The organism is Alteromonas sp. (assembly GCF_984505615.1).
This window is the reverse complement of sequence record NZ_CFHOXV010000033.1, coordinates 14,927-29,480: the sequence shown is the minus strand read 5'-3', so window position 1 is coordinate 29,480 and position 14,554 is coordinate 14,927. Positions and strand designations below refer to the sequence as shown.

Below are 14,554 nucleotides of genomic sequence, written 5' to 3'. Positions count from 1 at the left end.
ATGATGAAACATCTATATTTAGTCGCAGTCACAGGCATCATTCTCAGCGGCTGCAGCGATGACGATGATACCAATTATGCTCCTGAGGTCATATCAGAAGACTTTACCACCACGGTGGATACATCATTTTTTGATACGCTCACAGCATCTGACGCTAACGGCGATACGCTCGTTTATTCGTTGGAAGGATCGCCGGCCAACGGTAGTGTAGAAGTCGCTGATAACGGTAGCTTTACATTCACACCAGATGCTGAATTTACCGGTGAAGACAGTTTTACGTTTACTGTCAGTGACGGTGTCAATGACCCCGTGAGCGGTACAATTGGTATTATTGTTGAAGCGGAGAACGTGATGGTTTCTACCTATGTCCGTTCCGCATTCAGTCAGCCGGCCACCGGAACCCCGCTTCCTGTAAATGGCAGAGTGTTTGAAAACGATTCGGATGATCCCGCAGCGTTCGATGATCTATTGACGGATTACTGATAACCGCGAGGCCAGGGACGGCCTGTTGTCACGGGGAAAAATATTGAAAATCTTCTTTTGCACACTATTTGCTACCTTTGTTGTTTGGGCGGGACAAACATCTGCAGTCCGCGCAGATATTTTCTATCCGGATGACAGTACTGTGATAGCAAGTTGGGAAGCCGGGCCGGAAGAAAAGCCAGCGCTATCTTCGTTAAAAAAATCACTGGATGAAGCGAGATCACTTAACGGTTCAGGGTTAGCGCTTCGACGCATAATCCGGATAACAAATGCAGTAATAAGCTCAGGAAACTTTGAGCCGGAAATGTTGTTGTTTAAGGCAAGATTACAGCAACACCAACATGCTTTCATTGATGCTGCTTCAACAATCAGGCAGTACACTGAGAAATTCGGAAAAACACCTTCTGCGCAGTTATTACAAGCGACCATTGCAATAAATCTCGGTAAATCTGATGAGGCTGAAGCTGCCTGCCGGTCTCTTGCCGGGATCGGAGAACCTGCCTTGTCTGCAATTTGTTTACTGGATATACGCTCGCAGCAATCTCCCGATTCAGATGATTACAAAAAGCTTGAACAGTTACATCAATATTCCGGTGTGACCAAATCCGCACCACTTGATGGATGGCTCAGAGAAATTCTGGCTTCTTTGGCGCTTGAACTTAACCGCCCGGAAGAGGCCTGTGCATGGCTTGATAATGTCGATTTTAATCAGGTTCCGTTGAGTCGTGTTGCGCTTTGGGCTGATATTCAGCTTGCCCTGGGTCAACCGGATAGAGTTCTCAACACGCTATCCCCCATTATTAATGATCCGGATAATGTAGATGATGCCATTATGCTCAGACTTGCGCAGGCAGAAAAACTAAGTAAAAACGGAACGCTGTGGACGCAAGCTATGGCACAGCGTGTGGCTATGCGCGCCTGGCGTGACGATGGCGTTCATGCGGCGCAACTTGCACGATATTATCTTGATATTCAACCTGATCCCCTGAAAGCTCTGAAGTATGCGCGTCTGAATTGGGAGCACGGGAAAACCCGGGCCGATAAGATACTATTGGAACGCGCCGTTGACAGCCAGATTGAATCAGAAGAAAAATAACCGGAGCAGGCATGTTTTTGTTGTCGTTTTATCGCGTTAGTGATTTTGTTTCCAACCGTGCATTCGGGTTGATGATTTTGTCATTCCTGATGATAACCGTTCCGGAGGGGGTGAAAGCCCATGAACTCAGCAACGGATATATTACTTTGAACGGAGACAATACGCAGAAGTTTAGCGGGCGACTTTCTCTTATGCCATACGATCTCGAGATTGAGATGAAACTGGATGAGAATTTTGATGGCAAACTCGTCTGGCATGAAGTAAAAGAAGCTCAATCTGATCTGCATGCCTACGCAGCTGCTGTTTTGCAATTTACTCAGGGTAGTGCAGCCTGTTCGCCGGTATTTCATGAAGTAGCAATGGAATTGATATCTGGCGAAGCCCTGATAGCTATACCATTCACAATCGACTGCCCCTACGACGCCAATGTTTCAGTGGATTATCAGGGGATGTTTGAGCAGGATGACACCCACCAAACATTGTTCAGTGCGGCTATAGGTGGAGAAAGTCATACTGATGTGTTTACGAATGAACACAGGCAAGTGACACTGTCAGCTGCGTCCGACGCTTCCGTGTGGCAAACCATCACTACTTTTGTGTATCAGGGCATTATTCATATCTGGATTGGTATTGACCATATTTTGTTTTTGTTAGCTACTTTGCTGACTGTTAATCTGGTAAGAAAAAACAATCAATGGCAGGGCGAATTGAGTAAAGTTAAAGTACTTAAATCTACGTTCTGGCTGGTAACTGCATTTACCGTTGCCCATTCTGTTACGTTGACAACGACTGCCCTTGGCTGGTATCACCCTCCCGGTCGCTGGGTGGAATTTGGTATTGCAATATCAGTGATGCTGACGGCAATCAATAACATCTGGCCTGTTATACACCGGCTGACCATTGTTACTTTCGCTTTCGGGTTGATTCACGGGATGGGCTTCGCAAGTGTGTTCGGGGAACTGCAAGCTGATGCACAGAGTCCTTTGCTGGCTATTGCTTCATTTAATATTGGTGTAGAGCTCGGTCAACTCGTCGTCGTGTTATTACTGCTGCCATTGCTTTTGGCATTAAGACATTTGCGATTGTATGCTACTGCTGTCATGCCTTTAGCCTCATCAGCTATTGCTCTGATTGCGCTCAACTGGGCAGTTCAGCGGTTTTGAGCTTTGTTAATACCTGTCACTCCCGCGGGCTGAAGCTCTGCTAAAACCTGCAACAGCGCATCCTGAAAAAAAAGCCCCGACAAAGTCGGGGCCTTCTAAATAGTATTAAGAACCGCTAATTAAACGTTCTTAACCGCTACGTCTGCTTCAAACTTACGCTTAACAGCAAGGTCTTCTGAAGGCGGAGCAAACTTGGTCAGGTCGATGCCTGCAACAGCCTGCTTGTACTCTTCAGTAGTCGGGAAGCGACCCAGTACTGTAGACAGCACTACCAGCGGCGTTGAGCCCAGCAGTGATTCGCCTTTCTTCTCGCTTGTATCAGCAACAACACGGCCCTGGAACAAACGGGTAGATGTAGCAATTACAGTGTCACCAGGTTCAGCTTTTTCCTGGTTACCCATACACAGGTTACATCCCGGACGCTCAAGGTACAGAATGTTTTCGTACTTAGTACGTGCTGCTTCTTTTGGCTTGGCATCGTCGAATTCGAAACCGGCGTATTTTGCCAGGATTTCCCAGTCGCCTTCTGCTTTCAGCTCATCAACAATGTTGTACGTTGGCGGAGCAACAACCAGCGGTGCTTTAAAGCTTACAGAACCGTTCAGCTTCTCCAGGTTACGTAGCATTTGTGCAATGATTTGCATGTCGCCTTTATGAACCATACAAGAACCTACGAAGCCCAGGTCAACTGGCTTGCCGTCGTAGTAAGAAACCGGACGGATAACGTCGTGGGTGTAACGCTTAGACACGTCTTCGTTGTTTACATCCGGGTCAGCGATCATTGGCTCATCGATTTGGTCCAGGTCAACAACGACTTCTGCGTAGTACTTAGCATTGTCATCCGGTGCCAGTGCAGGCTCTTCGCCAGACTTGATTTCAGCAATACGCTTGTCTGCCAGGTCGATAAGACCTTGCAGCATGTTCGCTTCGTTATCCATACCCTTGTTGATCATGATCTGGATACGGCTCTTCGCCAGTTCCAGTGATGCAATCATGGTCTCGTTGTCAGAGATACAGATTGAAGCTTTCGCCTTCATCTCAGCAGTCCAGTCAGTGAACGTAAATGCCTGGTCAGCCAGCAGGGTACCGATTTGAACTTCGATAACACGGCCCTGGAACACGTTTTCACCGGAGAATTGCTTCAGCATTTGCGCCTGAGTAGCGTGAACCACATCACGGAAGTCCATGTGTTCTTTCATGCTGCCTTTAAAGGTCACTTTTACAGACTGTGGAATTGGCATTGCTGCTTCACCCGTTGCCAGTGCCAGTGCAACAGTACCTGAGTCAGCACCGAAAGCGACACCTTTGGACATACGGGTATGTGAGTCACCACCAATGATGATTGCGCGGTCGTCTACAGTGATGTCGTTAAGCACTTTGTGAATAACGTCAGTCATTGCGTGGTAAACGCCTTTAGGGTCACGGGCTGTGATAACACCAAAGTTGTTCATGAAAGACATCAGTTTAGGGATGTTAGCCTGAGCTTTCTTATCCCATACTGATGCAGTGTGACAGCCAGACTGATATGCACCGTCAACCAGCGGAGAAATCGTTGATGCAGCCATCGATTCCAGTTCCTGACAGGTCATCGGGCCTGTGGTGTCCTGAGAACCAACGATGTTAACTTTTACACGTACATCTGAACCGGCATGCAGAGGAGAATCTGAATTCACACCTACCGCGTTACGGTTAAAGATTTTCTCAACAGCAGTCAGACCCTGACCTTCATGAGAGATTTCTTTTGCAGCTGCATACACTTCCGGTGCTTTAACACCCAGTGTTTCTGCCGCGAAAGTTTGTAACTTCTTACCAAACACAACCGCGTAAGAACCACCGGCTTTCATGAACTCCATTTTTTGAGGAGTGAATGAAGCAGAAACGTCAGCCAGTTCTTCAGAACCGTTGTACAGTTTCTTAGCTTTGGTATCGATGGTCAGTACGGTACCGGTTGCAACTGAATATGCTTCTTCCAGTACAGGGTCGCCATTTGCGTCACGAACCACTTCGCCGTTTTCGTCAGTTTTCTTAACCCAGTTTTTAAGGTCAAGACCGATACCACCGGTTACGTCAACGGTAGTCAGGAAGATAGGTGCAATACCGTTAGTACCTGCAACGATTGGTGCTTTGTTGACGAAAGGAATGTAAGGGCTGGTAGGCTCACCGGCCCACAGTGCCACGTTGTTCACACCGGACATCCGAGAAGAACCTACACCCATGGTGCCTTTTTCTGCAATCAGCATGACTTTAGCGTTAGGGTGCTTTTTACCCAGCTCAACGATTTCCTGTTGTGCTTCAGGCGTAATCATACACTGGCCGTGCAGTTCACGGTCGGCACGGGAGTGCGCCTGGTTACCCGGAGAAAGCAGGTCCGTAGAGATATCACCTTCAGCAGCGATATAAGTAACAACTTCGATTTTTTCAGGTACATCAGGCAGCTTGGTGAAGAACTCTGCTTTCGCGTAGCTTTCCAGAATCTCTTTTACGATTGGGTTGCCTGCTTTATAAGCCGCTTCAAGACGCCCGGTGTCTGCGTCGTACATGTAAACCTGTGTTTTCAGTACTTCAGCAGCTGGTTTGGCAACTGATTCGTCATCAGATAATGCCAGGTCCAGTAATACTTCTACAGACGGACCACCTTTCATGTGAGACAGCAATTCAAGTGCAAACTCAGGTGTGATTTCTTCTACTTTTTCTTCGCCAAGAACAATTTCTTTCAGGAATTGTGCTTTAACACCAGCCGCGCTTGTGGTGCCGGGCAGGGTGTTATAGATAAAGAATTTTAAAGAGTCTTCACGGTGCTCATTTGCTGTGTCTTTGATTTGAGCAATGATTTCTGACAGCAGATCAGCACTGTCTATTGGCTTCGGGTTAAGACCTAGTTCCGTTTTACGGGTTTCGATCTCTGCCAGATATTCTGAATACAAACTCATAATTTTCTCTCGGTCTTGGTTCACTCGGGCGTAGAATTAAGACGGTCTTAGCTATACGCGTATAAAAATGAGGGACATATTAACTGATTTTTAGTGATTACGTAATGACAGAAAGTGACCAGGGGGTGTCATGCAACATGCTTATGTAAAACAGATGTTGCATGTCGATTTTCGGTTTCCTGGTTTATGATTTGTGATTTATAAATTAGTTATAAAATTCATTGGTTTATAGAATTCTGATAAATGCGATGTGTGGTGACGCGTCAGATTGGTTTTACCATTGAGGATAAATTATAGTGTTGCATTTATGGTAAGCATTCATGATGGTTATGGTTGTACCAGATTGAAAAGTAAACATAACGCACAACAAACTGTAATTACACAGGAAATGACAATGTTACTGCTGCACCGCCAAGCGTACTGTCTGCAATATCCAGCCTCCCTTCATAAATAGCAACGAGATCGGCAACGACAGCCATGCCAATCCCCTGGCCTTCCGCGTAGGTATCCAGACGCTCGCCCCGTTCAAGCAGCGCGTCTTTCTGATCCGGGGGGATGCCCGGCCCGTCATCTTCTATACGGATATGACTCCAGCCCTCTTCCTGCTCAAGGGTGAGAAGTACCGTTGTGCTGGCTGCTTTACAGGCGTTATCCAAAAGGTTGCCCATCATTTCCATCAAATCAGTTTCATCGCCCTTGAACTGACAACCGGTATCACCTGCCATGTTTATGTTAAGTGAACGGTCACGATGCACTTTTTCCATTGCATTAAGTAGTTTTTGCGCCAGCGGAGCTACCGTGACACTGGCTTGCCAGCCGGCTTTGGCTGCTGCGGCCCGTTTGAGCTGGCGTTGGATGATATTATTGATTTGCGTAAGTGAGTCATGGGCATCATCGGGAAGATTATTGGTGCCCATAGCAACAGCCAGCGGTGTTTTCAGGCTGTGAGCCAAATCACCGAGACTATTCTTATAGCGACTGCGTTGTTGGGCTTCTGCTTCAAGCAACCGGTTAATGCTGTTTTTTAGCGGGGTAAACTCTTTCGGATAATGGCGGGTGAGTGCACCCTGGCGTCCGCTGGCTGTCAGCCGTATTTCATTGATCAGCTCACGCACAGGATTTAGCACGAAAGTAATGCCGGCGATGATCAATACAAGGAGTCCGGCAGCAAGCAGGAGCAACCATTTCCACAATGTACCTGTGAATGCGTCACGCTCAAGGTTGAATTCCTGACGGCTGTTCATAATGTAAAAATGAACCGGTTCGAAACTGTCGGCTGCTGCGAATTCTGCTGTAAACGCATAGCTGAAATAGCTGCCGGTGTTACTGAGTGCGCCCCGGTCTTCCGTGATAAATTCTTCATCGCCGGTTGCGGGGGCGGGCAGGGTAGCGATCACCTCATTGTGTAACGCTGAAGCCGATTTCCAGACTACTTTATTGCGGAAAACGATAATGCCTATGTAGCCTGAATCCGGCAAATTAAGCTGCTCTTCGTACAATAGTTCCGGCATGTAAGGCACATCACCGTCCAGTTCAAAGGCAGAGACCAGTGCCAGGTTCATCAGCTTTAATTCGTTATGCTTCGCCTGGGTGAGACTTTCCGTATAGGCTTTGTCCAGAGTCAGCACGGTCACCGGAATAAAAATAGCCAGCGCCAGCAGTGCCAGAAGGGCACTGCGAAGACGAAGAGACAGACGGGTCATAGATCTCTGTTCAGGCGGTAGCCGCGGCCACGAAGTGTTTCAATAGGTTTCAGCGTGCCGTCAGGATCGAGTTTTTTCCGCAGGCGTCCTACAAATACCTCAATCACATTACTGTCTAAATCGAAGTCCTGATCGTAGATATGCTCTGTCAGTTCTGTTTTCGATACAATCTTCTGCGGATTCAGCATCAGGTATTCCATGACCTTGTACTCGTAAGCCGTGAGATCCAGTCGGACGTCGTTCAGAGTAATTTCTTCGGCAACTGTGTCCAGACATACCGGACCAAACTGAATAGACGGATTTGCCTGACCGGAAGCCCGGCGGATCAAAGCCTTCACTCTGGCCAGTAACTCTTCATTGTGAAATGGCTTGGTGAGATAGTCATCAGCACCGGCATCCAGACCTTCTACCTTTTCCTGCCAGCGGTCTCTGGCGGTCAGGATCAGCACCGGTGTACGAACGTCGTTCTGACGGGCTTTACGGATCACGTCGAATCCGTCAATACCCGGCAGTCCGATATCAATAACGGCTAAATCGTAATTATATTCCTGAAGCTGATATAAGGCGTTATTTCCATTGTCTGCAAGGTCCACGCTGTAGCCGTTTTGCTGCAGCAAAGCATCTAACTGGGTTAGCAGACGACTGTCGTCTTCGGCAATTAATAAGCGCATTTGTCTTAATTATCCTTGTCCGTTGCCGGCTGAACTTTACCGGTTTTCTTGTCTACATCCACCGACACCACACGTCCATTTTTTTTCAGCACTTTCACGCGGTATTTGGTACGGGTTTGATCGACCCGCAATACACGACCTTTTTCATGTTGTTGTGCTTTTGTCGCGGCCTGACTGCGATCTATCTGTTGCGCCTGCTCCTGAACGGCAGCGGCCTGCTGCGATAGCGGAGCTATGAGCAGTAACACAGTCAGAACCAGGGTTTTAAGGATATTCATACAGCCTCAGGATGGTGCTCAGGACACGGCGTCCGGCATTCTCTAATTTTCGTATCCTAGCATAACCGTTATAAATGAACATTGGCTGAATTGAATCTGACTTTTGTTAACTGCTGCAAATTCATTATGTTAATCCCTGTTCGTGTCCTGAGTTCATACCACCTCAAGGTAAACTTTACAGAAAATGAGACATATCAATCTGTCCCCTAGGTGAACCCAATCAAGAAAGGTTCATTTAATCAATGGGTTAATGAGTTATCTTCGTCTGGCATAGCTACTGCAGTGGATATCAGGTGTTGAATTAAAGATCTTTGCAGAAGAACGTGAAACGAGGAGATAAAATGACATCTGATGATATTCGTACCCGCATGTGGAAGGCGTTGTCGGACAGCCCTAATGTAATGTTGAGCCTTGATGCCAGCCGGGATCACGCTGAACCCATGCACGCCATTCTTGATGAAAAAGCTAACAGCGAATTCTGGTTTTACACAACGAAAACTAACCGTGCAGCGTCCGGAGGTCCAGCTATGGCGCAGTTTTCCAGTAAGGGGCATGATGTGTTTGCCTGCATCCGGGGTACGCTGGTGGAAGAGACACGCAAGGAAATTATTGATAAATACTGGTCGAATCCGGTATCTGCATGGTTTGAAGGCGGAAAAGATGATCCCGCCCTGAAAATGATGCGGTTCGAATTAAAGGATGCCGAGATCTGGCTTGCAGAGCCCGGATTTAAAGGCGTATTTAAGTTACTTACCGGAAAGAAAGTCGATCCGGAGGAAATGGGCGAACACGAGAGAGTAAACCTGTAACGGCGAGTTGCACCAATAAATGAAAAACGGGAGCCGCTGGCTCCCGTTTTTGTTTCCGTAACCGGTTACGGCAATACTTTCTTGTAGGGTTTAACTACCACGTTGTCATAGACGCCGGCTTCCACATACGGGTCGGCTTCAGCCCAGGCTTTCGCGGTTTCCAGAGAGTCAAATTCAGCGACAACCAGAGAACCGGTGAATCCGGCAGGGCCGGGATCGTCACTGTCGATAGCAGGGAAGGGGCCGGCAATCAGCAAGCGGCCTTCGTCTTTTAACGCATTCAGACGTGCCAGGTGAGCAGGGCGGGCGGCCAGGCGCTTTTCCAGACTGTTTTCCACGTCGGTTGCACAAATCATATAGAACATCGTATTTCTTCCCTTATTTTTCCGTAGCCGCTTTCATGCCGGTAACAAAGGCATCGAGTGCGCTGAGCATGGCCGGCACATCATCTAAATGTTTGGCGATGATGTTAACGGTGGCTGAACCACTGATTGCGCCCGCAGCGCCGGCTTTGATGGCTGTCGACACCTGCTCCGGTGTTGAAATACCAAAGCCGAGAATTGGCGGAGCACATGCATAGTCTGATAATTTGGCAATTAATGACTCTGCCGGAATATCTGCAGCGGTTTCCACGCCGGTTACACCAGCACGGCCTAACAAGTAAGTGTAGCCGCGTGAGTGTTCACCAATCTGCGATAACGTTTCTTCTGTTGCATTAGGCGGTGCAATAAGAATTTGAGCTACGCCGGTTTCATTGGCTACAGATATAAAGGGTTTTGCTTCGCGAAGCGGTACATCCGCTACCAGAATTGAATCAACGCCGGCATCGTGTGCCTGCTGATAAAAAGCTTTGATCCCTTTGGCCATCACCAGGTTGCTGTATAACAATAAGCCCATAGGCACATCGGGGTATTTTGCTCTGACGCGGGAAAGCATCTCAAAGCAGGCATCCGGTGTAACGCCGTTGCCAAGTGCACGAATACTTGCAGCCTGAATTGTCGGGCCATCAGCTATGGGATCTGAGTAGGGAATACCCAGTTCAAGAGCGTCTGCGCCGCTTTCAATCAACTGACAGATAATTTTTTCAGACGTGTCGATATCCGGATCGCCAATCATGACGAAAGGAACAAACGCACCGCGATTACCGGCGTTCAGCCGGCCAAACATATCACTATAGCGATCCATTAAAATCTTCTCCCAGAATCTTGATCACGTGTCCAAGGTCTTTGTCGCCGCGACCCGATAAATTCACCACGATAATGGTTTCTTCTTCTGCTTCGTCTGCCATGTTGAGCGCATGGGCCAGCGCGTGGGAAGACTCAAGCGCCGGAATGATACCTTCTTTTCGGGCTAACAGCTGGAAGGCATTCAGCGCTTCTTCGTCAGTAACCGCAACATATTCAGCGCGGCCGGTATCTGCAAGATAGGCATGCTGAGGACCAACCGCAGGGTAGTCCAGACCGGCTGACACAGAGTAGCTTTCTTCAATCTGGCCTTGCTTGTCCTGCATAATATACGTGTATGCACCGTGCAGAATGCCTTTCGAGCCGGTACAAATGGTGGCACCGTGTTCTTTGGTGTGCAGACCTTTCCCTGCAGGTTCTACACCGATTAGCTTCACAGAAGGCTCGTCGATGAAGTCAGCAAACATGCCGATAGCATTCGAGCCGCCGCCAACACAGGCGACCACGGCATCCGGTAATCTGCCTTCTTTTTCCATGATCTGCGCACGGGTTTCTTCACCAATCATGCGGTGGAATTCACGTACGATATGGGGGAACGGGTGTGGGCCGGCCGCGGTGCCCAGCAGATAGTGTGCTTTTTCGTAATTGGCAGACCAGTCGCGGAGTGCTTCGTTAACCGCATCTTTCAGCGTACCTGAACCTGCATTCACTGGAATGACTTCCGCACCCATTAAACGCATACGGAATACGTTCGGTGCCTGACGCTCAACATCTTTCGCACCCATGTAAATGCGGCATTTCAGACCCAGCAGCGCGCAGGCAAGTGCCGTCGCCGTACCGTGTTGACCTGCACCGGTTTCGGCAATGACTTCGGTTTTACCCATACGCTTAGTCAGCAGTGCCTGTCCGAGAACCTGGTTGGTTTTGTGCGCACCGCCATGCAGTAAATCTTCACGCTTCAGATACAGCTTAACCTTGGGGTTTGTAACCAGATTGCGCGTCAGGGTCATCGCCGTAGGACGACCTGCATAATCTTTTAGCAGTGCCGAAAACTCTTCCTGAAATGCCGGATCTTCTTTGGCATCAATAAATTCTTTCTCGAGTTGGTCTAGCGCGGGAATAAGCAACTCGGGCACGTACATGCCCCCGAAATCCCCGAATTTTGAATCAAGTTGGTTCATGAATAATCCTGTTGATCATCAATTAATAGCGTCGTGCTGTTGCGAACAGCGCCGCCAGCTTTTCAGCAGATTTTTGTGCCGGAGCATCTTCTACTCCGGAATTTACATCTATGGTGCCCGCGCCGGTTCCGAGCGCAGCGACCAGGTTACCGGCATGAATGCCGCCGGCAACGATGAGTTTTTTCTTGTCTGTCACATTGTCCAGCAGTGACCAGTCGAATGACTGTCCCGTTCCGCCTTTTTCCGAACCTACCTGACAATCCAGCAGTACACGGTCTGTTACGGTTTCGCCCAGCAAATCGCTGAGGTGCGGCGGTAAGTCGCCGGATATGCCAACCGCCTGCCAAATCTGGCATTCAGCAGGCAGTGCTGCCCGCAATGTCTGGCGGAAAGCCGCATCTTCGCTGCCGTGTAACTGAACGGCAAACAGGCTAAGTGTACGCGCGGCACTGGCAATATCATCCACAGGCTGGTCGACAAATACACCCACATAACGGCCCGGCACTGTCTCAGTAATCATGCGCGCCTGCTCCTGCGTTACACAACGTTTAGACTTTTCTGCGAAGATAAGACCGCCATAGTTTGCGCCGCCGTCAAACGCAGCTTTAGCGTCTTCTGCACGGGACAGGCCGCATACTTTGATGTCGCCGTAAATGAGGGCACGCACCGCTTCTGGTAAATCTTTTTGTGCCATCAGCGCACTGCCAACCAGAAAGCCCTGGCATAGCGGCGCTAAGCGGCGTACATCCTGATGGGTATAAATGCCGGATTCAGAAATCACGACGAAATCATGAGTTGCCTTGTCCAGCATGGGGATCAGTTTTTCGCTGGTGGCGAGGTCGGTGGACAAATCCCGCAAATCACGGTTATTGATGCCGATGATTTTCGCTTCCAGCGCGATGGCGCGGTGCATTTCTTCTTCGTTACTGACTTCGGTAAGAATATCCAGCGCCAGGCTGTCAGCCAGGCCGGCAAGTGTGCGGTAAGTGTCGTCGTCCAGCACACTCAGCATCAGCAAAATAGCATCAGCGTTATAATGACGGGCCAGATAAACCTGATACTCGTTCACAAAGAAATCTTTGTTCAGAACCGGTTGCGACACCCGCTCAGTCACATAAGCCAGATAGTCATAACTGCCCTGAAAATACTTTTCATCAGTCAGCACTGAAATGCCTGCTGCGTAAGGTTTATAAGCAGCAAGAATTTCGTCGAGGTCGAACACAGGGCGGATGAGACCTTTTGACGGCGATGCCTTTTTACATTCAAAAATAAAACCGGCGTCCGGCTGACTCAACGCATCGAACAAGCTTTTATTTGAAGGTGTCAGTGAATCTTTAAACGTGGCTAACGGCATTGCTGCCATACGTGCTTCTAACTCCACACGTTTATCGGCGACGATGCGTTCTAACACATTACTCATCGTTACTGCTCTCCTGATGACTGATTTTTGCCACGGCGTTAAGCGTGGTTAACGGTTTGCCCTGTTTCATGGCTTCCATAGCCATTTCCGCACCGTCTTTGAATGTGGTCACGGTGTCGGTAAGTTTCAACAGCGCGCCGCAATTCATTGCGATGGCGGCCCGGTGTGCTTCCTGACCTTCGCCGGCCAGAGCGGCTTCCACCATTTTGCGGTTTTCATCGGGTTCACCGCCGGCTATGGCCTCAAGAGGGTATGAAGGTAAACCGAAGTCTGAAGGCGTCACGGTCAGTGTGCGTAAATCACCATGCTCTAAATCGATGATGTGAGATTCGCCGTGCAGAGCCAGTTCGTCCAGTCCGTCACCATGAACAATCATGGCACGGTGCTGACCGAGCAGCATTAACGTACGGGCATACGGCTCAAGGAGCTCCGGAGAATACACACCGAATAAACCATGGGTAGGGCCGGCAGGGTTTGCCAGCGGCCCCAGAATATTGAAAATGGTGCGGGTTTTCAGTGCCGCACGGATGGGCGCAGCGTGACGCATACCGGAATGATAAACCGGTGCGAACAGGAAGCAGAAGTTCGCATCGTCCAGGCATTGTCTTGCTGTCTCAGGGCTGATTTCCAGATTAATACCGAACTGTCTGAATATATCAGCAGAGCCGGATTTACTGGAGACACTTCGGTTACCGTGTTTGGCGACTTTTACGCCGCAACTGGCGGCTACCACACCCGCCGCACTGGAAATATTAATGGTGTTATGTCCGTCACCGCCGGTGCCGACAATATCCGCAAACGGATAATCCGGCGTGGGGAAAGGCAGCGCGTTTGACACCATGGCACTGGCAGCACCGGCGATTTCATTGGGTGATTCGCCGTTCAGCTTTAATGCGGTAAGCACGGTTGCCAGAATCAGATCAGGTTGTTCGCCATGCATAATGCTGTTAAATAAAGCAAAAGACTGCGCCTGACTCAGATGCTCTTTAGCAAATAACAGGTCCAGCAGGGGAGAGGCATCATACATGTTCCAACTCCTTGTCGGTTAAATAGTGAATACTTTGCAGTAGTAAACGGCTTCCGTCTGCGGTGAGAATTGACTCAGGGTGAAACTGGAAACCAAGCATTTTATCTTCGGGGTGATAGACCGCCATGGTGGTGTCCCCAAAACTGGCAATGGTTTCTAACCCTGCCGGTAATGATGTAGCCACAAGAGAATGATAACGGGCCACATGCAGCGGGTTAGCCAGACCTGAAAACATAGCCTCGCCGGAGTGACTGATGGGCGATGATTTGCCGTGCATTACCTCTCTGGCCCTGTCGACCACGCCGCCGTAATGACTCACGATAGCCTGGTGACCTAAGCATATACCCAATACCGGAAAAACACCCTGTACCTTTTTAATCAGTGCGGGCATGCAACCGGCTTCATGGGGCGCTCCCGGACCCGGCGACAATAACAGCAATACCGGCGCTTTTTCTGCTTCCTGCTGCATGCGGGAGAACAACATGTCCGCATCTACCGTGTTACGGTACACAATGATGTGTAAATCCAGTGCCCGGAGCTCGTCAACCAGGTTATAGGTGAAGGAGTCTACATTATCGAGCAGAAAAACGGTGATTTTATCTTTCATGA

General features: G+C 49.1%; 14 protein-coding genes. 4 read left to right on the top strand and 10 right to left on the bottom strand.

Annotation, left to right across the window (positions count from 1 at the left end; all coding sequences use genetic code 11):
• From AC4PME_RS15650 to AC4PME_RS15640, 3 genes are all read left to right on the top strand, one after another.
• Positions 1–483 carry an Ig-like domain-containing protein gene (locus tag AC4PME_RS15650; protein ID WP_491046229.1) on the top strand — a complete coding sequence of 161 codons (483 nt, stop codon included), beginning with the start codon at positions 1–3 and terminating at the stop codon, positions 481–483.
• Between the two features lie 307 nt (positions 484–790).
• Positions 791–1,579, top strand: coding sequence for a hypothetical protein (locus AC4PME_RS15645; protein ID WP_491224069.1), 789 nt, complete (start codon positions 791–793; stop codon positions 1,577–1,579).
• Positions 1,580–1,590: 11 nt separating this feature from the next.
• Positions 1,591–2,742, top strand: coding sequence for a HupE/UreJ family protein (locus tag AC4PME_RS15640; protein ID WP_491046231.1), 1,152 nt, complete (start codon positions 1,591–1,593; stop codon positions 2,740–2,742).
• Between the two features lie 119 nt (positions 2,743–2,861).
• Here the strand turns inward: AC4PME_RS15640 and AC4PME_RS15635 are convergent, their stop codons facing one another.
• The 4 genes from AC4PME_RS15635 to AC4PME_RS15620 form a co-directional block, all read right to left on the bottom strand.
• Entirely contained in the window at positions 2,862–5,672 is a 2,811-nt protein-coding gene (locus AC4PME_RS15635) for a bifunctional aconitate hydratase 2/2-methylisocitrate dehydratase (RefSeq protein WP_491046232.1), read from the bottom strand.
• A 377-nt stretch (positions 5,673–6,049) separates the two neighbouring features.
• Entirely contained in the window at positions 6,050–7,375 is a 1,326-nt protein-coding gene (locus AC4PME_RS15630; protein WP_491046233.1) for an ATP-binding protein, read from the bottom strand.
• Entirely contained in the window at positions 7,372–8,046 is a 675-nt protein-coding gene (locus AC4PME_RS15625) for a response regulator transcription factor (protein WP_303574633.1), read from the bottom strand. Before AC4PME_RS15625 ends, AC4PME_RS15630 begins: the two co-directional genes overlap by 4 nt.
• 5 nt (positions 8,047–8,051) lie before the next feature.
• Entirely contained in the window at positions 8,052–8,324 is a 273-nt protein-coding gene (locus AC4PME_RS15620) for a PepSY domain-containing protein (RefSeq protein ID WP_491046234.1), read from the bottom strand.
• 341 nt (positions 8,325–8,665) lie between these two features.
• Between AC4PME_RS15620 and AC4PME_RS15615 the strand changes: the two genes are divergently transcribed.
• Entirely contained in the window at positions 8,666–9,133 is a 468-nt protein-coding gene (locus AC4PME_RS15615) for a pyridoxamine 5'-phosphate oxidase family protein (protein WP_349585600.1), read from the top strand.
• A 65-nt stretch (positions 9,134–9,198) separates the two neighbouring features.
• Here the strand turns inward: AC4PME_RS15615 and AC4PME_RS15610 are convergent, their stop codons facing one another.
• The 6 genes from AC4PME_RS15610 to AC4PME_RS15585 are packed head-to-tail and all read right to left on the bottom strand — an operon-like array spanning position 9,199 to position 14,552.
• Positions 9,199–9,498, bottom strand: a complete 300-nt coding sequence (locus AC4PME_RS15610; RefSeq protein ID WP_490708963.1) for a YciI family protein — start codon at positions 9,496–9,498, stop codon at positions 9,199–9,201.
• Positions 9,499–9,511: 13 nt separating this feature from the next.
• Entirely contained in the window at positions 9,512–10,318 is an 807-nt protein-coding gene (trpA, locus tag AC4PME_RS15605; RefSeq protein ID WP_474851705.1) for a tryptophan synthase subunit alpha, read from the bottom strand.
• Complete coding sequence (trpB, locus tag AC4PME_RS15600; protein WP_491046235.1) at positions 10,305–11,498, bottom strand: tryptophan synthase subunit beta; 1,194 nt, start codon at positions 11,496–11,498, stop codon at positions 10,305–10,307. The genes trpA and trpB overlap by 14 nt, the downstream gene beginning before the upstream one ends.
• Before the next feature lie 22 nt (positions 11,499–11,520).
• Entirely contained in the window at positions 11,521–12,918 is a 1,398-nt protein-coding gene (gene trpCF / locus AC4PME_RS15595) for a bifunctional indole-3-glycerol-phosphate synthase TrpC/phosphoribosylanthranilate isomerase TrpF (RefSeq protein ID WP_491046236.1), read from the bottom strand.
• The gene (trpD, locus tag AC4PME_RS15590) at positions 12,911–13,945 is read right to left on the bottom strand and encodes an anthranilate phosphoribosyltransferase (RefSeq protein ID WP_119500896.1); all 1,035 of its coding nucleotides are present in this window, start codon (positions 13,943–13,945) and stop codon (positions 12,911–12,913) included. The genes trpCF and trpD overlap by 8 nt, the downstream gene beginning before the upstream one ends.
• The gene (locus tag AC4PME_RS15585; RefSeq protein ID WP_119500897.1) at positions 13,938–14,552 is read right to left on the bottom strand and encodes an aminodeoxychorismate/anthranilate synthase component II; all 615 of its coding nucleotides are present in this window, start codon (positions 14,550–14,552) and stop codon (positions 13,938–13,940) included. Before AC4PME_RS15585 ends, trpD begins: the two co-directional genes overlap by 8 nt.
• Positions 14,553–14,554 lie beyond the last annotated feature (2 nt).

What these genes read in the sequence shown, in the direction of transcription:
- AC4PME_RS15650 (WP_491046229.1), top strand. Translation starts at nt 1, where the DNA reads ATGATGAAACATCTATATTTAGTCGCAGTCACAGGCATCATTCTCAGC.
- AC4PME_RS15640 (WP_491046231.1), top strand. Translation starts at nt 1,591, where the DNA reads ATGTTTTTGTTGTCGTTTTATCGCGTTAGTGATTTTGTTTCCAACCGT.
- AC4PME_RS15635 (WP_491046232.1), bottom strand. Translation starts at nt 5,672, where the DNA reads ATGAGTTTGTATTCAGAATATCTGGCAGAGATCGAAACCCGTAAAACG.
- AC4PME_RS15630 (WP_491046233.1), bottom strand. Translation starts at nt 7,375, where the DNA reads ATGACCCGTCTGTCTCTTCGTCTTCGCAGTGCCCTTCTGGCACTGCTG.
- AC4PME_RS15625 (WP_303574633.1), bottom strand. Translation starts at nt 8,046, where the DNA reads ATGCGCTTATTAATTGCCGAAGACGACAGTCGTCTGCTAACCCAGTTA.
- AC4PME_RS15620 (WP_491046234.1), bottom strand. Translation starts at nt 8,324, where the DNA reads ATGAATATCCTTAAAACCCTGGTTCTGACTGTGTTACTGCTCATAGCT.
- AC4PME_RS15615 (WP_349585600.1), top strand. Translation starts at nt 8,666, where the DNA reads ATGACATCTGATGATATTCGTACCCGCATGTGGAAGGCGTTGTCGGAC.
- AC4PME_RS15610 (WP_490708963.1), bottom strand. Translation starts at nt 9,498, where the DNA reads ATGTTCTATATGATTTGTGCAACCGACGTGGAAAACAGTCTGGAAAAG.
- trpA (WP_474851705.1), bottom strand. Translation starts at nt 10,318, where the DNA reads ATGGATCGCTATAGTGATATGTTTGGCCGGCTGAACGCCGGTAATCGC.
- trpB (WP_491046235.1), bottom strand. Translation starts at nt 11,498, where the DNA reads ATGAACCAACTTGATTCAAAATTCGGGGATTTCGGGGGCATGTACGTG.
- trpCF (WP_491046236.1), bottom strand. Translation starts at nt 12,918, where the DNA reads ATGAGTAATGTGTTAGAACGCATCGTCGCCGATAAACGTGTGGAGTTA.
- trpD (WP_119500896.1), bottom strand. Translation starts at nt 13,945, where the DNA reads ATGTATGATGCCTCTCCCCTGCTGGACCTGTTATTTGCTAAAGAGCAT.
- AC4PME_RS15585 (WP_119500897.1), bottom strand. Translation starts at nt 14,552, where the DNA reads ATGAAAGATAAAATCACCGTTTTTCTGCTCGATAATGTAGACTCCTTC.